The following is a 23283-nucleotide window of genomic DNA, read 5'->3' on the forward strand; positions in this document are numbered from 1 at the left end:
CCTATATCGATATCTCGTCCATCATTTTTAACTAAAGACAATCTTCCATAGTTTTCTTTTTGACTAGCTAAGATACCTGAACCTTGACCTATATTACCGGTTATTTTAATACCTCGTCCATCAGCAGAAGTTAAAACAAGTTTTCCATTTTCATCTTTAGAAGCTTGAACTCCTGTAGTATCTTTAACCGCATTGATCGCAGAAACTAAAGAACCATTCTCATCTCCATCTTTATAATCAACTTTACCAATAGTTACACCATTAATTGCAAAATCAGTAGATGTAGTTCCTTCTTTAATAGCAAATGTTCCAACTGTTCTTACATCATAACTTGCCCTAACTCCTGTTTTATCAGCATTTCTATTGATCTCTTCAGCCAAGGCTCCAAGACCCGTTCCAACTGAAGTTGAAATCACAACATCTTGAAATTTAAAATCTTCAATACCATTGTAATTTTTGATAGTAAGTCCAACCACGCCAGAAGTCGTACTTTGTGAACCAGTTTCAAATCTTGTTACACCGATCTTTGAAGACTGAGTCGCACCGATACTTGCTTTTACAGTTTGGTTTGAACTTGAACCGATTTGAAATTCTTGATTGGTAAAGCTACCACTTAAAAGTTGTTTACCGTTAAATGAAGTAGTATTAGCGATATTATCAAGCTCTTCCATCAAACGGTTAATATCAGCTTGAAGCATAGTTCTTGTTTTTAAGCTTTGTCCATCTTGAGCTGCTTGAGTTGCTTTTGTTTTAATGGTATCTAAGATCTTAAGTTGCTCATCCATTGCTTTATCGGCAGTTTGCAAGATACCTAAAGCATCATTACCATTAGATATAGCTTGACCTAAAGTGTTAGCTTGAGAGCGAAGTGAATCTGCAATAGCCATCCCTGAAGCATCATCTGCTGCTGAGTTGATTCTAAGACCTGAACTAAGTCTGTTTAAAGACGCATCTAAGCTTTTAGAGTTTAGATCTGAGTTTGCTTTAGCATTAAGAGCTGCAACGTTTGTATTTATACGAAATCCCATTTTAAATCCTTTTAAATAAATTCAAGCTCATCCATGAACTTGTTAAACACTATATCGTTTGTGTAAAAAAAATCTTTATAGTTTTAAATAATTTTTTGCAAACTTTCTTTTCTTATATTTAATTTTTCGATCAATAAAGCAAGCCAGTCTTTATAAACTGAAATAATTAAAAATAAATATTTGCGCTCATCTTGAATTTTTTGAGAAATAATCTTGCTTATTTCAAATCCTCTATTAAAGAAAATTCCTTTAAAAATTCCTTCTTTGAAAATTTCATTATTTTCTAAAAATAAATTAAAATTTTCTATATTTTTATAAACACTCATTAAAAATTCAAAAGGAAGTTCTTTGCCGCTTAAAAGAATTTTTTCTAAGGCATTTTTTAGTATTTTAGCATCTTCTAGAGCCTGATTGATAATATTTAAATCTTTGTTTAAATACTCTAAAACTTTTTTTAAAATTTTATCACTTCTATTTGAAGTTAAAGTTTTTGGAATTTCAAGACTTTTTTCTTTTTTATCTTTAAATTTTAAACAACATTCTTTAAAGCTTAATTCTTTAGTAAAAGCTATCCTAGTTCCACCTTCAGTGGCATTATAAAAATTTGCTTGAGTATTATTAGCAAATAAAAATTCCAACTTTTTTCTATAATCATCCCAAGTCAAATGGGTTAAAACTTCACCCTCTCCACCATAAGCTAAAGTTTTTAAACTAGGAATATTTAAAGCAATATCAGCATCTTTTCCTAAAGTAAAATCACTAAAATGTGAATTTCCTTTTTCATTGTAAGCTAAATCTTGACCTATAATAATTATATTTTTAAATCCTAAAGCTAAAGCTAAAGTATAACACATATGACCTACATGGGTTCCAATTTCTAAGTAGCCAAAATCATATGTATTCATCTTTTCATAAGTTAAATTTCTATTTAAGACGATACAAAAATTTATTTTGATATCACTTATATATTTAGTAATTTTTGGATGAGTACTTTGAGCTAAAACAAACAAGGTCTGCTTTAGTTTATCTTTATCAATCTCTTTAAAAAATTCAAGTGGATATTCTTCAAAATCTATATTTAAAACATAATCAGGGATAATATCATTTTTATAAAGCAAAGAAAAAGCCCCATCTGCACAAAAAATCACAAAATTTTCTTGATACTTTTTTAAAAGTGGAATTTGCTTTTCAAGACTAGGTCCAGCACAAACCACTATGCAATTTTCAAATTGATTTTTTCTCTCTTGGATAATTCTTTGAAAAGGGATATTTTTAAACATTAAAGGAATATTTTGTATGAAATTATCATAGCAACTTAAAGGTATTTTAGAACTTGTATCTAAATTTCTAATAATAAAATTAATATTTTCATAAATTATATCATCTATTTTTGCTATCTCATCTATAAAATATTTTTTATAATAAGAATTCATAAACATTTCATACAAACTAAGGTACTCAAACATATCTTTTTGGTCAAACAATATACTTAATTGCATATTGATTTTTTCTTCATTGGTATCTATAAGATAGACTTTGCCACTTCTTAATTCTTCGCTAAGATCAACTATGCTTAAGGCCAAATAAAAAAGCTCAACCTCGCTTTCAAAAATAAAAATATGTTTATAAAATGAAATTAAATTTTTAACAAGCAAAGCATTACCTATACCATAGATACAAACAAAAGGATATCTCAATGTCTTTTCTAAAATCGCCTTTTGAAAATAAGTAATTTCTTGTTCCACATCACTATACATAAAAACTTGATTTTTAAAATCAAAAATATTTAATTTTTCATCCAAGCTAAAACGAACACATTGTGAATCTTTTAAAAAATTGCTAAGTTTTAAAGCCAAAGGTTCATTAGTTCCGCTGGCTAAAGCTTGTATATTTTTTTCTAAAATATTCATTTAATTCCTTTCAACCTCTAACAATATCTTATCTTCTTTTTGAGTGAATTTATAAAGCAAATCTTCACAAGGATAGCTTATACTTTTATCCTTATACTCTTTTTTAGGATTATTTTTAATCTTTTCAAGCATAATAGGAAGTTCTTTTTTTATAAGTGTTTTTATAGACATGTCCATACCATGGGCTAAACTTTTAATAAATTTTCCATCAATTTGATCTTGATCTTTAATCATATAAAGTTTTGCATCAAAATGATATTTTTTAAAAATATCATAAAGTTCTATTTTATCTTCTGGCGGAGCAATTCTTTTATCATAAAAGGAATGATAACTCACATAATAAGGTTTTGGATAAAAGGATTGAATTTCAAGATGATTTGGTTCTAAAACATTGCGGATCATACGTCTTGCTGGAGAAAAAAAATAAGGTGAAGAACTATTGCTTGTCCAAAAAGTTTTTGTAGAACCACATATACAAATATGTCTAAATAAACTAAAAGTAGAAAATTCAGAATACTGCATAAAATCAATCTCTTTTCCAAAGCCAACCAATTTCCAAAGAAATTTAGCATAACTAGAATTATCAATCACCCCATCTATAAGCCAAGGAGCAATTTTAGCAGCCAAATGAGATAGATATCCTCCATGAGAACTACCGATCATAATCACAGGAATACCCCCCCCCATAGTATCAAACGGAGCATTTTTCTTTAAATAAAGAGCTGTATTTACAAGATCTTGAGCTTGCATAATCCCGTAATTTTGATATTCATTTTTTGTTGGTTGTAAGCTTACATGTAAATTAACATAAGAATCCATACTTAGCAGACCTAGTTTTTTCTTTTCAATTAAATATTGATTAATAAAATTTAAAATTTCAAATGCTTGAGCATAATTTCGAATTTTATCCACACTATAAGGTAGTTCTATATCTGCTGCTTTACAAGTTGCATTTAAAATAAGTTTATCAATCTCATCCATATAAAAAGTAGAGCCAGTATTTGGACGATTTCCTATACAATGATAATTCACACTCACTACAGCAACATTTAAATCTCTTGCTACAGTTTCTGCCAAATGCTCGCGATAGTTATCATCAGCATCCCCGCCAAGCCCTGGAGTGATAAACACTAAAGCCTCAGGCTTTTTCTCATCATCAAAACAAAGTTTAAACTCAAGCTTTGATTCTCTTTTTATATTAAGTTCAACGTCATCACAAGAATCGATCTCATAAATTTTATTGATTAGCATTTTTAACCTCTAACAATATCTTATCTTCTTTTTGAGTGAATTTATAAAGCAAATCTTCACAAAGATAACTTATACTTTTATCCTTATACTCTTTTTTAGGATTATTTTTAATCTTTTCAAGTATAATAGGAAGTTCTTTTTTGATCATAAGCTTTACAGGTATGCCCATACCATGATCTAGACTTTTTATAAATTTTCCATCAATTTGTGATTCATTAGTAATAGAATTTAATTTTGCATCAAAACCTAATCTTTTAAAATAATCATAAAGAGCTATTTTATCTTCTAAAAGATCATTTTTATCTTTAATGGAGTGATAGCTCACATAATGAGTGTTAGGAAATTTAGCACACACTTGAAGATGACTTGGTTCTAAAATATTGCGGATCATGCGTCTTGCTGGAGAGAAAAAATAAGGTGAAGAACTATTGCTTGTCCAAAAAGTTTTGTTAGAGCAAAAAACTTTTATGTGCTGAAAAAAATCAAAGGTAGCAAATTCAGAATACTGCATAAAATCAATCTCTTTTCCAAACCCAACAAGCCGCCATAAAAGCTTAGCGCTACCAGAATTATCAATCACCCCATCTATAAGCCAAGGAGCAATTTTTGCAGCCAAATATGCTAAATATCCTCCTCTAGAAGTGCCAATCATAATCACAGGAATACCCCCCCCCATGGTATCAAATGGAGCATTTTTCTTTAAATAAAGAGCTGTATTTACAAGATCTTGAGCTTGCATAATGCCGTAATTTTGATATTCATTTTTTGTTGGTTGTAAACTGACGTGCAAATTTAAATAATAATCCAGTCTAAATTTACCCTCTTTTTTCCCTTCTATCAAAGCTTGATTGATAAAATGAAAAATTTCACTCATTTGATCATAATTTTGAATTTTATCCACACTATAAGGTAGTTTTATATCTGCAGCTTGAGTAGTAGCATCTAAAATAAGTTTATCAATCTCATCCATATAAAAAGTAGAGCCAGTATCTGGACGATTTCCTATACAATGATAATTCACACTCACAAGGGCTATGCTGAATTTTTGCATCAAATCCTTAGCAATAAAATCTAACATTTTATCATGACAATCCGCTCCAAGACCTTGTATAAAAAATACCAAAGCCTCAGGATTTTTTTCATCATCATACCACAATTTAAACTCAAGCTTAGATTCTCTTTTTATATTAAGTTCAACATCATCACAAGAATCGATCTCATAAATTTTATTGATTAGCATCATTGACTCCTATTAGAGTGTAAGTTTTTGAAGCTAAACTTTTAAAATGTTCATTTTTGCTTAAAGCTACACAAGCTTTATTTTTAGAAGTGCTTGTAAAATCAATGTTTTCTAATTCTTTATCCAAACCACTCTCTATAACCTTTTTACTAGCTTCATTGCTTGAAATTCCCATAAAAATAAAATCTGTTTTATTAACAAAAATAAGTTTTAAACATTCCTTATCATCGCCTACTTTAAAATTGACTTCTTTAACCCCGCTAAAATCTTTCAAATCAACATTTTCAACTCCGCTGACATTACTCATCGAATTGATAGTGCTTAAAGCATCATTTTTTAAAGCATAGATACTGATATCATTGATCAAAGTTTTAAGATTATTTAAAGATTTGCTTAATTCTGCTTCATCTTTACTTGAACTTAATTTTGGCAAAGCAATAGCCGCTAAAATTCCTAAAATGATGATCACAAAGACAAGTTCTAAAATCGTAAAGGCTTTTTTCATTTTATATCCTTAAAAAATTTTTACTCCTAGGGCTAAGAATTTCTTCATCTATTTTAACAAATTCTGATCTTTTATAAGCATCCACCGCAGCTCTTGCGATCATCAAAGCATTATCAGAGCAGTATTTTAAAGGAGCTAATCTTAATTTTATATTGTGTTTTTCACACAAGCTTTTTAAACGCGAACGTAAATTTAAATTCGCACTCGCACCCCCAACAACACCAAATTCTTTAAAAGAATACTGCTTAAAAATTTTCTCTAATTTATCCATGATATGTTCACAAGCAGCTTCTTCAAAGCCATAAGCGATTTCTACTTTTATATCCTCATCCAAATTTTTATGCTTTAAAATTTCTAAACGTACTGCATTTTTAAGCCCTGAAAAACTATAGACTAAGTCTTTAGAATGCTTTAAAGGGATGCTAAATTTTATATTTTTATTTTTAGCATTTTTAGCCAAATTTTCTATAATCACCCCTCCAGGATAAGCTAAACCCATCATTTTAGCCACTTTATCAAAACTTTCTCCAAAACTATCATCACTTGTATTAGCTAGAATTTGAATTTCTCTTTCATTATTGACATAAAGTACCATAGTATGCCCGCCACTTACAAGCAAAATTCCCATATCAAAAATAGGCTTTTCTTCTAAAAAAAGACTATAAATATGACCTCTAAGATGATTGATCGCAATTAAAGGCAAATTTAAACTTGAAGCCAAAGTTTTAGCCATGGTTATACCACCAAGCAAAGATACACTAAGCCCTGGTTCATTTGTCACTGCTATGGCGCAAAGCTCATTAAAATAAGACTTGCATTGTTCTAAAATACTTGGTAGTGCTGCGCTATGAAGACGAGCTGCAAGCTCTGGCACAACCCCACCATAAACGCTATGTTCAAGCTCTTGAGATATCTTTTTGTGAAAAATGCATTTTAAATTATCTTTATTAATAATGGCAATGGAACTATCATCACAAGAGCTCTCTATAGCTAGGATTAAATTTTTCATTCAAATTCCACTAAAATAGAGCCGATAAATTTATCTTTAGTTTTTGCTGCTTTTAAGATACTTGGATCTAAAATTTTTGCTTTTTTGATCAACTTTGCATCTGTAGCATTTTCTAAAAGCTGCTGTAAATTTACCCATCTTAATTCATAAAATTCTACACGATAAATTTTTCCTTCCATATCCAAAGAATAAACTTGTTGCATATCTTTTTTATGTATAAAAATGTTGCTTTCATCCTTACCATGATCAAAACCTATGATATTAACACGTACCCCTTTAATGCTAGGGATTAAAAAATTTTCCTTAACTTTAACCTTAGTACCAAAATGCACAATAAGATCTTTTTGATCTGCTTTTATAGTTACCTCATCAAAAGGATCGCTAAATTCTAAATACTCAGGATAAATTCTTGTTTGAAAACGATTGCCATACTGAACAAAAAAAGAAGAACCATCAGCAATAACAGCTGTGAGTTCATTGCTTGTATTGTAATTGAGCTCTTTATTGACTGGAAAAGGCAAATATTTAATCGTTTTTCTTGGATTTTTCAAAGAAAGTAAAATTCTATCATCAAAGAGCTTTACCTCAAGTTCTCGATTGATCGCTTCTTTTACACCTTCTGGGGTTAATTCAAAATCTCTTACAAATTCAATACCGGCTGTTTTTAAATAATTTTCAATAGCCAAAAGATGATAATACGCTCTTAAATTTACAGGTAAATTTTTACTCGCTTCATTGGCAAAAGCGGCTTTATGATGAGAAATAACAAAATAAGTCAGAGCCTTAAGCATTTCTGTATCGCCTAATTCTTGCGTTTTGGTATTTTTTAGATGATAGGCATGTTTAGGATCAGCCAAAGAGGAATTAACGCTATTAACCGTTTGCGTGGCGATATTTTCAAGATTAGAATATTTACTTGCATTGATTTCGCTTGTATCAATTACGCTAGAATTTCCCCATCTTTTGGGATTTTGCAAAGCATCCACATAGGTAGGTTTGTAAAATCCCCATCCATCATGAAGATTGATCACCATGCTGACTTCAGGCAATAAAATAAGCTTTTTAATACGCTCAATCGTTTTATAATCAGGATCTTTTGGACTAATACTCGCAAATTTTCGGTTCAAATCGCCATTATTTCCACGAGAACGTTTAATAATACTATCAAAAGCTAAATTAGGTGCTACGATAATCTTACCCTTAGTGATATTATAATCACTCAAAAGCAAACTTGCAGCATGAAACCCACCAGGCTCATCGCCTTGAATTCCACCAAAAATCAAAACTGTATTATTATCATCTAAGCTTTTTCCATTCTCCCCTACACTAAAATCCAAAGCAAAAACACTCGTATATAAAAATAATACAACTAAAAAAAATTTCATCAAAAACCTTTTAAGTATTTCCTTGTTTTATCATCATATTCAAAAACTTCTTCAATACTTGAAATTTTAGGAACTCCAAAATGATCAAGTGCTTTAAAAATCGTCTTTGAAATATCCAAAAAATTACCCTTGTAATTTAAAAAATTTTCTATCCCAACCTCATTAGCCGCATTGATAATCACGCCTAAATTAGGTTCTTTTAAAAGCCAATTTTTAAGCTTAAAAACAGGATATTTTCTTGTACTGATTTCATAAAATTTTAAACTAGAAAGTTTAACAAAATCAATAGGATCTAAAATTTGAGTTTCATGAGTAGAAAAAATAGCTTCTGAAATAGCAAGTTTCATATCGGCTTTTGAAAAATATGCTGTAGTCGCACCATTTTTAAATTCACACATTGCATGAATAATGGATTTTGGCTCTATTAAAGCATCAATATCCTTAAAATCATACAAATGATATGCCTCTATGATTTCAAAAAGCTTATTTACCATGGTTGCACTATCTATAGTTATCTTAGCTCCCATTGCCCAATTTGGATGCCTGAGTGCATCTTTGGGGCTAACATCTTTGAGATCTTTAATTTTGCTTTTATAAAAAGCTCCACCGCTTGCAGTAATATAAAGTTTTTTTATGTTTTTTTTATCTTTAAGTAAAAAATTTAAAGCCGAATGCTCACTATCTACAGGGATGATTTTAGCCCCTTTTAGAAAATTTCCTGCTACTACTAAACTTTCTTTATTGGCAAGGGCGATTTTTTTGCCTAATTTTTTTGCCTTAATAGTGCTTTTTAATCCTGCAAATCCTACTATAGCATTAAGCAAAAAATCGTCTTGGCAATTTTGTAAAATTTCTTCTAAACCAGCTTGTCCTATAAAAACCTTATCATGCTTTACCAAATGCTTGTCTTTAGCATTTTTTATCGCGACAAATTGAGGTTTAAAGGCTTGAATTTGCTTGTTTAAAAGCTTAATATTTTCTCCACAAGCAAGGGCTGAAATTTTGATATTTTTTAAAGCGGCAAGCTTAAGAGCATTAACTCCTATACTTCCAGTACTTCCAAAAACGATCATAAAAAGCTAACCATGACAAAAGCAGCGATAATCACCGCATCAATTCTATCAAGCAAACCACCATGTCCTGGGATTAAATCTCCACTATCTTTTACTCCTGCTTCTCTTTTAAAATAACTTTCTAATAAATCCCCTATAACCGCCATAAAAGCTGAAAAGAAAGAGCAAAGCAAAGAAAGCCAAAAATCATAAACAAAAATTCCTATTAAAGTTCCAAATATACTAGCAAAAATGAGTCCGCCTATAACGCCTTCTAAGGTTTTATTAGGGCTTGTAGGAGAAAAAGGGGTTTTTCCCATAAGCTTTCCTATGAAATATGCGGCACTATCACAACTTGCAACAATTAAAATTAACCAAAATAAAGCAAACATTCCATGAGCTAAATACACTTGCCAAAGTGCTAAAATAGGCAAACTAGGATACAAATAAATCAAAGCAGGTTTTAAATTTGACTTTTTATACACTTGATATCCAAGGATCAAAAGTGCGGCTAAAATTCCTAAAAATAAAGGCTTTAAAATCATAGTACCCAAAATAAAAGCCAAAGCCAAAGGTATAATGCTCACTTTTTCTAAATTAAAAAGTTTTTTTGCTTCATTAAAAGCTAAAAACAATAAAATTCCAAAAATAATAAAATTGATAAAAAATTGATCGATTAACGCAACGATAATCACCGCTGCAACCATCAATAAACCCCAAATAATCCTAGTTGAATTAAACATTTCTCATCCTTTAAATACTCATATCGATACGATGGATACTTTGTGCGTTTTTAAAATTTTCTTCTTCATTTTCTTCACTAACATCCTCTTGATCACTTTTTTCTAATTCTTGTTTGTGCTTTTTCTTTTTTTCTTCTTGCTCTGCTTTTTCTTTGATTTCTTCTTTTATATCGTGTGCTTCATTAACTTTTTCAAGCTTATCGATCACTTTTTCTTCTTCTTTAGCGGCTGCCATATTTAAAGCAGCACTAACACCCTCTTTTGCAAGTTCATTACTCGCTTGAGTTGCTGGATAAGCCATATTTTGATTGATAAAATTCATATTTCCTAAAGGGCTTACTGGCATATTTAATCCTTTGTAATATTGATACTTTTAAAATTGACATAATTGACAAATGCCTTTTGTTGAACCTTGACAAAATTTCTTAAAGTATAATCGACCCAATAAGAACCTTTTTTTAACTTTGAAAAACTCACGCAAAGTTTTGCGGCAAATTCTATCACATCTTCACTAATATTTCTCTTGTTTGAAATAACAATCACATGAGAACTTGGAATATCTCTCACATGAAACCATAGATCATCCTTTTTTGCATTTTTTAATAAAATTTCATTTCCTTGTTCATTTTTTCCTACACAAATTTTAAAATCTTGAAAATAAAAATATGCAATATGATCACTTTCTTTATTTTCGTTATTTTTCTTATTGCTTTTTTTGGGCAATAAAATTTCAAGCTCAAACTCATTTTTAGCCTTGGCTAATAAAGCTTTTAAATTTAAAGCAAAATCTAATTTTTCTTCTAAATTATCCCTTTGTATATTTAAATTTTTAGCTCTTTGTTCCAATTTTTTAGCATTTTTATAAAATAAATTAGCACTCTCTTTAGGGCTTGTTTCAAGTTTAAAATGCATTTTTTTATCTTCAAAATCATTAAGTTCAAATTCTCTTTCATGCTCTTTTAAAACACTCAAATTTGCAAACAAAACGTCTGCTTTTTTTCTAAACTCCAAAGCTTTTTCGATCAAAAAATCTTCTTGTTCTAAACTTGATAAAATTTCATTTAAATTTTGTATTTTTTTATCCATTTGCGCAAGTTTTGAAATTTTAATTTGATGAATTTTGTTTTGGTTAATAGACTTAAATTTATTGTCAAAATAGAGACTAAAATCAACAATTTTTTCATAACAATCATCCATTTTATAAGGCTTTAAAGACTCTAAAATAACATTAGGTTTTACAATGCGATAACTTTTATCAATATGCCTTAAAGCTTCAATAATCATTTCGTTTACATCTGTGATAATCACATTGGTATTTTTACCTGTAAATTCAAAATAAATTTTATTTTCATAACTTTTATAAGATTTATTTGCAAGGGTATGAAAACATAAAATACGATTATCTTGCAATACCTTTACATCTTTTAATAAAGCATTGCTAAAATATTTTTTAAGCATAAAATCAAAAGGAGCATTATAATTTTTAACATTCAATTTAGCTGTGTAAATCGCGCTATTTCCTCGACTTAAATCAAAAATAAATTTTTGTCTTTCAAGGCTAAGTTCTAAAACATTATCATTGATACGTTTTATAAAATCGACTTTTTTAAAATCACAAAAAAAATCTCTTAATTGCAAAAGCTCTGTATATTTCATAATAAAAATTATAAGATATTTTAGCGAATTTATGGTAGAGTTTTTTAAAAAGGAATGAATTTTGAAACTTAAAGAATTAAATTGTGTGATTTTATGTGGCGGAAAATCAAGTCGTATGGGTGAAGATAAAAGTAAATTAAAAATTAAAAATGAGACTTTAAGCGAATTTCAAGTCAAAAAAATGTCACGTTTTTTTAAAAAAGTTTATGTAAGCGCCAAAGAAGATAAATTTAACCAGCAGTTTTCACTCATAAAAGATGATTTAAAATTTCAATTTTACTCCCCTATGCTCGCACTATATTCTATATTTTCTTATTTTAAAGATGAATTTGTTTTTATTTTAAGTGTGGACAGTCCTAGTATCAGCGAAAATGAAATTTTAAAACTTCATTCTTTTTTAAAGGAAGACTATTATATCATTATAGCCAAAACAAAATCTTATAAACATCCTTTATGCGGGTTTTATCACAGTTCTTTAAAAAATTTATGTGAAGAGTATTTGAAAAAAAATGAACATAAGATTGGACTTTTATTTTCTCAAGTTAAGACTAAATTTGTAGAATTTGAAAATGAAGATGCCTTTTTAAATTTAAATTTTTATCAAGAGTATGAAAAATTCAAAAGCGAGTTTAAATGAAAAAAATAATTTTATTCTTCTTAATCTGCAATTTAGCATGGGCTGAAAATTTTGAAGAAGCTTTGGAATTTGAAAAAAAAGGTGATTATAAAAAAGCTATGCAAATTTATAAAAACTTGCTTTTAAAAAATCAAACTCAATCTTTTATTGATGATAAAAAACATGAAAAAATAGTGGTTTCAAACATCCAATCCCGAAAAAATCCAGAAGATAAAGAAGACTTTTCTAAACTTGCCCTAGCAAATTATCTTGATGAAGATACGGGTTTTAATCCACTTGGCATTACAGCTTACAAAATGAATTATTTTTTGCCTTTTGCTTATAGTTTTGGCTCTCTTGGTAATGATAATCGCAAAATGGAAATGAAATTTCAACTCAGCATTAAAAAAAGATTATTTGAAAATTTATTTGGACTTAATGAAAAATACTATATAGGCTATACTCAAACTTCTTGGTGGCAAAATTATAAACACTCCTCCCCTTTTAGAGAGACGAATTATCAGCCTGAATTTTTCGTTGATTTTCCTCTTGAAAACCATTCTTTTTTTAACAATCTTCGCTTAGGAATTTTACATGAAAGTAACGGCAAGGGTGATGAAAATTTAGAATCTCGCTCGTGGAATAGAATCTATGCTTCAACTGCCATTTTTTATGAACGCTTTTTATTTGTTCCTAGAATATGGTATAGAATTCCCGAAAAAAGAAAAGATGATGATAATCCTGATATTAGGCATTATCTTGGAAATTTTGATTTAAATTTAGGATATTTAGGCAAAGATTATTTTGCTAATATTATGCTAAGAAACAACCTTAATCTTCGCCGCAATAAAGGTGCGATTCAAGTTGATATAGGATATGATATTTTTAACAACGGAATTTATTGGTATTTACAATATTTCAATGGCTATGGGGAAAGTTTAATTGATTACAATAGAAAATTACAAAGACTTTCTACAGGATTTTTGATTTCTTATTAAGTGGCGGACAGAGAGGGATTTGAACCCTCGAGACCCGTTAAGATCTGCACCCTTAGCAGGGGTGTGGTTTCAGCCGCTCACCCATCTGTCCTTAAAAATAAAAGTATGATTATACAGCAATTTAAATAATACTTAGCTTAAAACAAAAATTTAAAGACTGATATAAGCCAAAATAAAAGTGATCAAAAATCCTAAAATTAAAACAAATAATTGCTTTTTTCTATCTTTTTTGCTTGAAAAAAATGTAATGATAAGTCCTGAAATATAAAGCAAAAATAAAGTAACTCCAAACCCAACACTAAGAATAGAAAAATACCACAAACCCTTATCTTTATGCAGCATAATCATATCACCCAATAAAGATCTGATTTTAAGAGTGATAAGATATTCATTTACACCAATAGGCGCTATATTGGCACTATAGTGTATTGTACCGATGGTCACTCCTTTATTTTTGCTTTTTATAGGTTCTATATTTGATGGGAGTTTTAATTTATTTTCTACAAGATATTCGATCAAAGCTTCTCTTTCTTTGCCTTTTTCTATATATTGATTTAATTTATAACTTTGCACTTTCAAACCCACATCTTGATCAAAACCTAAAATATAAGTAATGCCAGAAATTGCAAACATTAAAGCGCAAGGTAAGAAAAACAAACTTATATAAATATGAATTTGTCTGAATAATTTATTTTTATGAATCATTTTTTCCAACTTTGAATAATTTCCGAGCAATTATAAGAAAATAATGTGAATTGAATGTGAAAAAATACAAATCCCAAAGCGGGATTTGTAAATCATTTTTTATCCATAAATTTATAATTATAAGGAGAAAGATTTTTATCCTCTTCTAAGAGTTCTTTTGGAGGATTTCCATTAACATCTTCTTCACCTTCATAGTAGCGTTCCCCTGCCTTATGTCCATTAACATCAACTTTATAATAAAGCTCACCTGGGTTTAATTTTTGAATATCTTCAAAGCCTAAATTAGAAATTTGAAAATCTTTTATATCATTAGTATTTGCAATTTCTAAAAGCTTAGCCTGCCCAATTCTTGCCATATCTATAGCTTGGAAAAGAATTCTTGAAGCTTCGCGTGGATTATGAAAACCAGTTGAATTTTCAGCATTGACAAAATCAACTCTCATTTGAGATTTTCTATGAAGCTCTAAAACATCTTTTAATTCTGTACTGATCTTAGCCTCATCTGGCTTACTATCAGTTTGAAATTTTTCCATAGCGCCTAATTTTTCACGTAATTTTTTAGTATCCATAATAAAACTTACTAAAGCATATTCAGCTGTTCTTTGTTCTGAAGCAACTATATTTTGGATATCTTTAACTTGTGCTCTTAACTCATCTTCGCTTTGTTTATGACAAGCTTTACAAGCTGAATTGATATCTCTTAAGGGAGAAGTAATATTGTGTTGAGAAATTTTCTTAGCGCCTTCTCTAATATAAGGCATATGACAATCTGCACAAGTTATACCATTTAAAGCATGCACACCACCGCTATAAAGCTCACTTTCTGGATGTTGAATTTTAATAATTGGAGCTCCTGTAAGTTTATGTGTAAAATCTGCGCCAAAGATCGCACGAACTTTATCATAATACTCGTCAAACATTTCAATTCTAAATGGCTGTCCTTTTTTCCACTCATTCCAAGGAAAAGTAAGCATGATTCCGTTTGTTTCTATTTCTTTTGCCTTATTACCATCTCTCCAAAATTCATACTCATCATAAGTTTTTTGAGTTCCATCCCACCATTTTTTAGAGCTATCATCAGCAATACTTTCCCCCATCACCTTAACTTTTTCTCCAGTTGGTTTAAAATAATACTCCACATGGCATTGCGAGCAAACCAAAGTTCTCATTTCTTCTCTGCTAGCTTTTATACCTTGGATAGGATCTTTTTCATAACCTCTTGCCACTAAAGCATTGATAGCAGCCTCTCGAGTCACTCTTAAACTCATATCACTTGGATTATGACAATCTGCACAAGTTACGCCCATTCTCTTTCCACCGTGTGCTCCGGCATGCTGTAGTGAATTTTCCTCTATGTCATTGGCTGCAGGAATGTTTTTTATCATTGTCCAATAATTTGTAGAATTAAACGCTACAAAATCTCCTTTAGCAACATTTTTAATTAGCCAAGGAGTCCACCCGCTATGACAATTCATACAAGCTGTAGGTTGCCCCTTAAAAGCTTTAAATCCGTGAGCATTTAAAAAATCTTTGTTATTTCTTGCAGTTTTCATTTGATCAATTTGAACCCAAAAATGCCCCCTTTCCTCATTAGCATCAACGCTAAAAGGATAACCAGCCCAAAGAATAGTTAATTGCGGAAAACGAATCAACTTAGAATAAGCTAAATTACCACCAAATTCAGTTGGTTGTGGTTTTTCCTTTTCAACCTTTAAATACATATCAAGCTGTTCTGGAAAAACCTTACCCCATCTTTCGTAATTAGGATCATCATCGCTCAATAAAGAAAGATCGGCACTTGCAGTGATGATATTTTTATTTAATTCATCTTTCTTTTTTTGTTCAATATCATTATTAAGCCACAAAACTCCTAAAATCAGTAAAATAAGAATGATGATACCTAAACGTAAAATATTTTTTTTCATGACACAATCTCCTTATTAAATTCCATGTTTATGACCCACATCTTTATGACAAGAAGCGCATTTTAAAGAATTCTGTGCGTGGGGATTAATGGTTGCATTGATCGCTGCTTGCGCAAAATCTGTATGGCAACGAATACAATTTTGCTGTATAGTTTCTTGGGTTTTATTACTTGCATTTAAATTTGTAGGAAGCTCATCAAGTTTAAAAGTAAAAGCATAAGCATGCCCCAATCCACTTTGTGCTTTAGCAATCCATTTAGCAAAAAATTCATGAGGCAAATGACAATCCACGCAAGTTGCCCTAGTTTCTCCTTTAACTTTTTTAGAATGTGGCCCTTGCATATATTCGTTATAAACCTCATTCATAATATGACAATTATTACAAGATTCGCTCGCATTACTCAAATAAGACGTACCTTTTGCATTATAAAAGGTATAAAAACCAATCACAAAAAATACAAAGAGTAAAATAAGAAAAACATTAAATAAACTTAAAGTTTTTTTCAATTTTATACCCCTTTAAAAAGCATTTAAAACTTAAACAAAGATAATCTGAGATTATAACGTAAATATTATTAATAAAAATTTAAATATATTTATTAATAATTAATTAATAATAATTTTTATTTTTTATACATTGATAATTTTAAAAATAAATTTAATTTATTAACTATTCAAAATAAAAAATAAATTTTATTTTTAAATAAATATTATGAAAATTAAATTCTTATAAGCTCTGTAAAAAATCATTGATTTTTAAATGGTAAAATTAAAATAAAAAAAGGAAATTTTCTATGCAAACAAATCCTGATATGTTTTTAAATAGAGAACTTTCATGGTTACGCTTTAATTCAAGAGTTTTAAATCAATGCACAAAAGCAATACCTTTACTAGAAAGACTTAAATTTATTGCTATATATTGTACAAATTTAGATGAATTTTACATGATACGCGTTGCAGGGCTTAAACAATTATTTTCTGCAGGTGTAAATGCAAGCAGTAGTGATGAAATGAGTCCTTTGGAACAACTTAAAGCTATACGCAAATATTTGCATAAAGAAAAAGAACTTTTAGAAGAATATTTTAAAGACATTACCAAAGAACTTGAAAAAGAAAATTTATTTATCAAGCAATATGATCATTTAGATGAAAATTTAAAGCAAAAATGTGATGAATATTTTTTCTCAAATATATTCCCTGTAATCGTTCCTATAGCTGTTGATGCAACACATCCCTTCCCACATTTAAACAATCTATCTTTTTCTTTAGCAGTTAAAATTTGCGATAAATCACATCCAGAACTTATTAAATTTGGAATGGTAAGAATTTCAAGAGTGTTACCTCGTTTTTATGAGGTAGTTTCAAATATTTATGTTCCTATCGAAAGTATCGTTCATCAACATATTGAAGAAATTTTTCCTGGTTATAAACTATTAGCTTCAGCAGCATTTAGAGTCACAAGAAATGCAGATATGGTTATCGAAGAAGAAGAAGCGGATGATTTTATGATGATACTTGAACAAGGCTTAAAATTAAGAAGAAAAGGTGCTTTTGTCAGACTCCAAATTCAAAAAGATGCGGATGAGCAAATAGTCGAATTTTTAAGCACTCATATGAAAATTTTTCATAAGGATGTCTATGAATACTCAACTTTATTAAATCTTCCAAGAATTTGGCAAATTGTAGGAAATAAGACGTTTACCCATCTTTTAAGCCCTCTTTATACACCAAAAACTTTACCTCCTTTTGATGAAAATTTATCCATTTTTGATGCAATTGATAAAGAAGATATCTTAATCATTCAACCTTATGAAAGTTTTGATCCTGTATATAAATTTATAAAAGAAGCAAGTCAAAATCCTGAAGTTATTTCTATAAGAATGACACTTTATAGAGTGGAAAAAAATTCAAAAATCGTCCAAGCTTTGATTGATGCCGCTAGCGAAGGAAAGCAAGTTACAGTCATGGTAGAATTAAAAGCTCGTTTTGACGAGGAAAATAATCTACATTGGGCAAAAGCTTTAGAAAATGCAGGTGCGCATGTTATTTATGGAATTAGAGGTTTTAAAGTCCATGCTAAAGTCTCTCAAGTTATACGTAAACAAGGAGAAAAACTTAAATTTTATATCCATTTAAGCACAGGAAATTATAACGCAAGTAGTGCAAAAATATATACGGATATAAGTTATTTTACCAATAAAGCTGAAATCGCTCAAGATGTAACAAGCTTTTTTCATATTCTATCTGGTTTCAATAAGAATCGTCACCTTAAAACTCTTTCTATGAGTCCTAATCAGATTAAAGAAAAAATTCTAGAAATGATTCGTATAGAAACAGCTAAAGGTAGCGAAGGTGTTATTATTGCTAAAATGAATTCTCTAGTAGATAGTCATATTATCAAAGCTCTTTATGAAGCAAGTTTACAAGGAGTTCAAATCGATCTTATTGTCAGAGGAATTTGTTGCCTAAAACCCAATCAAGAATACAGTAAAAATATACGTGTAAGAAGCATCATAGGAAAATATCTTGAGCATGCAAGAGTATTTTATTTTAAGCATAGTGAACCTAATTATTTTATATCAAGCGCAGATTGGATGCCAAGGAATTTAGAACGTCGTTTAGAACTTATGACTCCAATTTTTGATGAAAGAAATAAAGCTAAATTAGCGCAATTTTTACGTTTGCAACTTAGCGATAACACTTTAGCCTATGAATTACAAAGTGATGGAGAATATATCAAGGTTGAGCAAAATGACAAAACTATAGACTCTCAACAAACCTTAGAAGATTATGTTAGCAAGATATATCAAACCTTAAAAAAGGATACAGATCAAACTAGAGCAACACAATTAGCGTCAAAATTATTTAAGGAAAATTAATGGTGGAAGCGAGGGGAATTGAACCCCTGTCCAAAAATAACCCCACAAAGATCTCTACATGCTTAGCAAAGATGACTGTTTCACTATATTTCGCTCATCTTCCAAAACTTAAAAATATAGCTAAGACTTTAATTTCGTTTAAAATGTGTCAAGTTTTAAACTACACTATCTTAAGATGACCAAATTTCAAGCTAGATAGTATCACTTAAAATTCAGGCTCAACTGAACTTACGCAGCTTTAGCGTAAGCAGGAGCAAATTTAACGTTGTTTGCGTTTAATTTTATTTAGGCTTTTTACGCTTTGCCTAAAGCGACATGCCATCTAAGCAGACTTACTCCTGTCGAAGCCAAGTCGCTCCCATTATTTAGAAATAATATTTGGAACATTAACAATTAAAGGATTAAAAACAGCTAAAACAGAATCATCATTTTCATACGAACGACAATATTTTTCAAACTGATCACTCACCAAAAGCATCCAATCTGTAAATTCTTCACTAGCTGGACCCTCAAAACGATTTGCTTGCGCCATCATTTCTTCACAAAATACACAAAAATCAGTGATTTCACTAAGTTCTAAACGCCTTGCAGCCCATGCGGTATTGTGTGCTAAAGTTTCAAGCTCCTTAATTGCTTCCTTATAACGCACACTATCACTACCTAGTTTTATAATCAAGGGTTCAAACCTATCACACATCGTTCTAAAAAATTGCAAAAACTTTTCTATATCGTCAATTTCATATTCTAATTCTAATTTTGTTAAAATTCCCATTTTTAAACCATATTATAAAGTTTAAGTAAATTCTAGCAAAATTTAGTTAAAATCTTATTTTAATTTTCCTAGAAAAATAAGAATGAAAAATGGATAGAATAGTAGAGATAGAAAAATACTCTTTTGATGAAACTTATGAAAATTCCTTACGTCCTTCAAGTTTTGATGGCTATATAGGGCAAGAAAGTATCAAAAAAAATTTAAATGTTTTTATTGCTGCAGCAAAAAAACGCAATGAATGTTTAGATCATATCCTCTTTAGTGGTCCAGCTGGACTTGGAAAAACAACTTTGGCCAATATTATCTCTTATGAAATGGGTGCAAATATCAAAACAACAGCCGCGCCGATGATAGAAAAAAGCGGAGATTTAGCTGCTATTTTAACAAATTTAAGCGAAGGAGATGTTTTATTTATCGATGAAATTCATCGTTTAAGCCCTGCTATTGAAGAAGTACTTTATCCGGCTATGGAGGATTATCGTTTGGATATTATTATAGGGAGTGGCCCTGCAGCGCAAACGATAAAAATTGATCTACCCAAATTTACACTTATAGGAGCAACGACGCGTGCAGGTATGCTTAGCAATCCTTTAAGGGATCGCTTTGGTATGCAATTTCGTTTAGAATTTTATAAAGATAGCGAACTTGCAACTATACTTCAAAAAGCTGCCTTAAAACTTAATAAAACCTGCGAAGAAGATGCAGCGCTTGAAATCGCAAAAAGATCAAGATCAACACCTAGAATTGCACTTAGACTTTTAAAAAGAGTGAGAGATTTTGCTGATGTGAATGATGAAAAAAATATCACCCTAAAAAGAGCTAATGAGGCCTTAAATTCTTTAGGAGTAAATGAATTAGGCTTTGATGCGATGGATTTGAGATATCTTGAACTTTTAACAGCAGCAAAACAAAAACCTATGGGACTTGCGAGTATAGCTGCGGCTTTAAGCGAAGATGAAAATACAATTGAAGATGTCATAGAGCCTTATTTATTAGCAAATGGCTATATAGAACGCACCGCTAAAGGACGTATAGCGAGTCACAAAAGCTTTAGCGCTTTAAAAATAAAATATCAAAAAAATTTATTTGAGGAGTAATTCTTTGAAAAATGGAAAAATATTTCTAATTTCTTTTATTTTAGTTATTTTATCACTTTTACTTTATCTTTTTAAAAGCTTTTTGCTTGTGATTATTATCGCTAGCTTAATGGCAGTAGCAACATCAAATATAAATGCAAAATTTTTACATCTAACTAAAGGGCATAAATTTTTTGCTTCAATTTTAACAACTTCTTGTATGGTAATTTTGTTTTTTGCTCCTTTTTTTTATACCATGATAGAACTGGCTAAAACTTTAAAAAACTTTGATATTAATTTAATTTCTCATACTCTTGATTATATCAAAAATTATCAATTTACCCTGCCCGAAGGACTGAATTTTTTAGAACCTAAAATCAAAGAATTTCTAGCGTCTATAGACTTAAACAATATTTCAAAACAAGTTTTAAATTATGCCTCAAGTTTTACAAAATCTGGAGCCAAATTCCTCATAGACATGGCTTTAATTTGTGTCTTTTACTTTTTTGCTAATCTATATGGAACTGAACTTGTCATTTATCTAAAATCAATTGTGCCAGTAGATAGAAAAGAATTGGATGATGTTTTATCTGAAGTGGGTAATGTGATGGCCGTTGTGCTTTATTCTATGGTAATCATTGCTATTTTTCAAGGAACTCTTTTTGGAATTATTACCCTATTTTATGGATATGATGGTATTCTAATGGGTTCTATTTTTGCTATTAGCTCCTTAATACCAGCCGTTGGTGGTGCTTTAGTTTATATACCTGTGAGCCTTTATGAATTTGCGTCTAATGGTTTAAATTCAGCGCTTGTAATTTTAATTTATTCTGTTGTTGTTATTTCTTTTATTGCTGATACTTTAATCAAACCTTTAATTATAAAATGGATCAATAAAAAACTCGTTAAAACGCCAACAAAAATCAATGAACTTTTGATTTTCTTAGCTATGATGGCGGGAATATCAAGCTTTGGTTTTTGGGGTATCATTTTAGGTCCTGCGATTTTAACCTTTTTCATTTCTACAATTAGAATGTATATGATTTTAAAAGATAAGAAATTGATCTGATTTATCTAGCTAAGCTAGATAAATTCAAATTAAGCCTTGGGCCCTATCATTTTAGTCGGATCAACAAATTGATTAAAATCTTCTTCACTGACTAAACCAAGCTCCATCGCACTTTCCTTCAAAGAAATTCCTTTTTTGTGTGCATTTTTAGCTACCTTTGCAGCATTTTCATAACCAATATGTGGATTTAAGGCAGTAACTAGCATTAAGGAATTGTGAAGATTGTGATCAATTTTTTCACGATTTGGCTCTATACCTATAGCACAATGGATGTTAAATGAATGCATGGAATCAGCTAAAAGATCAAGACTTTGCAAAAAATTATAAATAATCACAGGTTTAAATACATTGAGTTCAAAATTTCCTTGACTCGCTGCAAATCCAATCGTCGCATCATTTCCCATAACTTGAACTGCAACCATAGTTATAGCTTCACATTGAGTAGGATTTACTTTACCTGGCATAATAGAACTCCCTGGCTCATTTTCTGGGATATTAAGCTCTCCAAGACCACATCTTGGACCAGAAGATAACCATCTAATATCATTAGCAATCTTCATCAAATTTGCCGCCAAACCTTTCATAGCTCCATGTGTAAAATTAATCGCATCATGACTTGTTAAAGCATGAAATTTATTTGGACTTGAAATAAATTTAGTCCCCATAAGTTTGCTTAATTCTTCGCTAACTTTTTCACTAAGTTCTGGATGAGCATTAAGACCTGTTCCTACAGCTGTGCCGCCAATAGCTAATTCTCTTAAACTTGGCAAAGAAGCAATGATTTGCTCTTTAGAATGCAAAAGCATAGAAAGATAACCACTAAATTCCTGTGCCAAAGTTAACGGCGTAGCATCTTGCAAATGGGTACGTCCTATTTTAATAATACCTTCAAATTCTTTTACTTTTTTTTCAAAAGTTATAATGAGTTCATCTAAAGCAGGAATTAGTTTTTTTTCAACTTGTTCAACCGCAACTATACTCATAGCTGTTGGAAAAGTATCGTTTGAACTTTGACTCATATTAACATGATCATTTGGATGCACAAACTTTTCTTTGCGAAAATCTCCACCCATAATTTCAGTTGCGCGATTTGCAATCACTTCATTCATATTCATATTGCTTTGAGTACCTGATCCTGTTTGCCAAATCGCAAGTGGAAAATTATCATCAAATTTACCTGCAATAATTTCATCACAAGCTTGAATGATAGCATTTTTTTTAGCATCATCAAGCTTTCCAAGTTTATGATTAACCAAAGCTAAAGATTTTTTAAGATTAGCAAAGGCATAAATTAAAGCCTTTGGCATTTTCTCACAACCAATTTTAAAATTTTCAAAACTTCTCTCAGTTTGTGCTCCCCAATATTTATCATTTGGAACCTTAACTTCACCCATAGTATCATGCTCTATTCTAAACTCCATTGCATCTTCCTTTAATTTTAGTTTCATACAATGATTTAAACAA

The 23283-nt window shown here is 30.2% G+C and carries 21 protein-coding genes, 1 tRNA gene and 1 other RNA gene; 5 read left to right on the forward strand and 18 right to left on the reverse strand.

Annotated elements, in window-relative coordinates:
- From H2277_RS03425 to H2277_RS03475, 11 genes are all read right to left on the reverse strand, one after another.
- The coding region (locus tag H2277_RS03425; protein ID WP_337200978.1) for a flagellin hook IN motif-containing protein at positions 1-1028 on the reverse strand (1028 nt) is incomplete at its 3' end.
- An 83-nt stretch (positions 1029-1111) separates the two neighbouring features.
- Positions 1112-2938, reverse strand: coding sequence for a motility associated factor glycosyltransferase family protein (locus H2277_RS03430; RefSeq protein WP_337200979.1), 1827 nt, complete (start codon positions 2936-2938; stop codon positions 1112-1114).
- Positions 2939-4189: a DUF2920 family protein gene (locus H2277_RS03435; RefSeq protein WP_337200980.1), complete on the reverse strand. Its 1251-nt coding sequence runs from the start codon at positions 4187-4189 to the stop codon at positions 2939-2941.
- Positions 4176-5429, reverse strand: coding sequence for a DUF2920 family protein (locus H2277_RS03440; RefSeq protein WP_337200982.1), 1254 nt, complete (start codon positions 5427-5429; stop codon positions 4176-4178). Before H2277_RS03440 ends, H2277_RS03435 begins: the two co-directional genes overlap by 14 nt.
- A complete protein-coding gene (locus tag H2277_RS03445; RefSeq protein WP_337200984.1) occupies positions 5416-5934 on the reverse strand; it encodes a prepilin-type N-terminal cleavage/methylation domain-containing protein in 519 nt (172 codons plus the stop codon). Before H2277_RS03445 ends, H2277_RS03440 begins: the two co-directional genes overlap by 14 nt.
- Position 5935: 1 nt before the next feature.
- Positions 5936-6943: a tRNA (adenosine(37)-N6)-threonylcarbamoyltransferase complex transferase subunit TsaD gene (tsaD, locus tag H2277_RS03450; RefSeq protein WP_337200985.1), complete on the reverse strand. Its 1008-nt coding sequence runs from the start codon at positions 6941-6943 to the stop codon at positions 5936-5938.
- Positions 6940-8328, reverse strand: coding sequence for a M99 family carboxypeptidase catalytic domain-containing protein (locus H2277_RS03455; protein WP_337200986.1), 1389 nt, complete (start codon positions 8326-8328; stop codon positions 6940-6942). The genes tsaD and H2277_RS03455 overlap by 4 nt, the downstream gene beginning before the upstream one ends.
- Complete coding sequence (dxr, locus tag H2277_RS03460; protein WP_337200988.1) at positions 8328-9401, reverse strand: 1-deoxy-D-xylulose-5-phosphate reductoisomerase; 1074 nt, start codon at positions 9399-9401, stop codon at positions 8328-8330. Before dxr ends, H2277_RS03455 begins: the two co-directional genes overlap by 1 nt.
- On the reverse strand, positions 9398-10123 hold the full coding sequence (locus tag H2277_RS03465; RefSeq protein WP_337200990.1) for a phosphatidate cytidylyltransferase: 726 nt from the start codon (positions 10121-10123) through the stop codon (positions 9398-9400). Before H2277_RS03465 ends, dxr begins: the two co-directional genes overlap by 4 nt.
- Positions 10124-10133: 10 nt before the next feature.
- On the reverse strand, positions 10134-10469 hold the full coding sequence (locus tag H2277_RS03470) for a hypothetical protein (RefSeq protein ID WP_337200991.1): 336 nt from the start codon (positions 10467-10469) through the stop codon (positions 10134-10136).
- A gap of 2 nt (positions 10470-10471) precedes the next feature.
- Entirely contained in the window at positions 10472-11779 is a 1308-nt protein-coding gene (locus H2277_RS03475; RefSeq protein WP_337200992.1) for an NFACT RNA binding domain-containing protein, read from the reverse strand.
- Between the two features lie 61 nt (positions 11780-11840).
- Between H2277_RS03475 and H2277_RS03480 the strand changes: the two genes are divergently transcribed.
- Together H2277_RS03480 and H2277_RS03485 are read left to right on the forward strand one after the other, a co-directional pair.
- Complete coding sequence (locus H2277_RS03480; RefSeq protein ID WP_337200993.1) at positions 11841-12416, forward strand: molybdenum cofactor guanylyltransferase; 576 nt, start codon at positions 11841-11843, stop codon at positions 12414-12416.
- Complete coding sequence (locus tag H2277_RS03485; RefSeq protein WP_337200995.1) at positions 12413-13393, forward strand: phospholipase A; 981 nt, start codon at positions 12413-12415, stop codon at positions 13391-13393. Before H2277_RS03480 ends, H2277_RS03485 begins: the two co-directional genes overlap by 4 nt.
- A 1-nt stretch (position 13394) precedes the next feature.
- On the opposite strand, the gene H2277_RS03490 is transcribed toward H2277_RS03485, so the two are convergent.
- From H2277_RS03490 to nrfH, 4 genes are all read right to left on the reverse strand, one after another.
- Positions 13395-13484 (reverse strand) — tRNA-Ser (locus H2277_RS03490).
- A 59-nt stretch (positions 13485-13543) separates the two neighbouring features.
- Entirely contained in the window at positions 13544-14098 is a 555-nt protein-coding gene (locus H2277_RS03495; RefSeq protein ID WP_337200997.1) for a hypothetical protein, read from the reverse strand.
- A 92-nt stretch (positions 14099-14190) separates the two neighbouring features.
- Positions 14191-16023, reverse strand: a complete 1833-nt coding sequence (locus H2277_RS03500) for an ammonia-forming cytochrome c nitrite reductase subunit c552 (RefSeq protein WP_337200999.1) — start codon at positions 16021-16023, stop codon at positions 14191-14193.
- A gap of 15 nt (positions 16024-16038) precedes the next feature.
- Entirely contained in the window at positions 16039-16530 is a 492-nt protein-coding gene (gene nrfH, locus H2277_RS03505) for a cytochrome c nitrite reductase small subunit (protein ID WP_337201001.1), read from the reverse strand.
- 287 nt (positions 16531-16817) lie between these two features.
- On the opposite strand from nrfH, the gene H2277_RS03510 reads away from it, so the two are divergent.
- A complete protein-coding gene (locus H2277_RS03510; RefSeq protein ID WP_337201002.1) occupies positions 16818-18902 on the forward strand; it encodes an RNA degradosome polyphosphate kinase in 2085 nt (694 codons plus the stop codon).
- Here the strand turns inward: H2277_RS03510 and ssrA are convergent.
- Positions 18903-19262: a transfer-messenger RNA gene (ssrA, locus tag H2277_RS03515) on the reverse strand. It lies immediately after the preceding gene.
- Between the two features lies 1 nt (position 19263).
- Positions 19264-19674, reverse strand: a complete 411-nt coding sequence (locus H2277_RS03520; protein ID WP_137623744.1) for a histidine phosphotransferase — start codon at positions 19672-19674, stop codon at positions 19264-19266.
- 89 nt (positions 19675-19763) lie between these two features.
- Between H2277_RS03520 and ruvB the strand changes: the two genes are divergently transcribed.
- Both ruvB and H2277_RS03530 read left to right on the forward strand, forming a co-directional pair.
- Complete coding sequence (gene ruvB / locus H2277_RS03525) at positions 19764-20771, forward strand: Holliday junction branch migration DNA helicase RuvB (RefSeq protein ID WP_337201004.1); 1008 nt, start codon at positions 19764-19766, stop codon at positions 20769-20771.
- A 4-nt stretch (positions 20772-20775) separates the two neighbouring features.
- A complete protein-coding gene (locus tag H2277_RS03530) occupies positions 20776-21819 on the forward strand; it encodes an AI-2E family transporter (protein ID WP_337201005.1) in 1044 nt (347 codons plus the stop codon).
- A 29-nt stretch (positions 21820-21848) separates the two neighbouring features.
- Here the strand turns inward: H2277_RS03530 and fumC are convergent, their stop codons facing one another.
- Entirely contained in the window at positions 21849-23240 is a 1392-nt protein-coding gene (fumC, locus tag H2277_RS03535) for a class II fumarate hydratase (protein ID WP_337201006.1), read from the reverse strand.
- Positions 23241-23283 lie beyond the last annotated feature (43 nt).

The sequence above is a fragment of the Campylobacter sp. W0014 genome (genome assembly GCF_020135975.1).
Classification (GTDB): domain Bacteria; phylum Campylobacterota; class Campylobacteria; order Campylobacterales; family Campylobacteraceae; genus Campylobacter_D.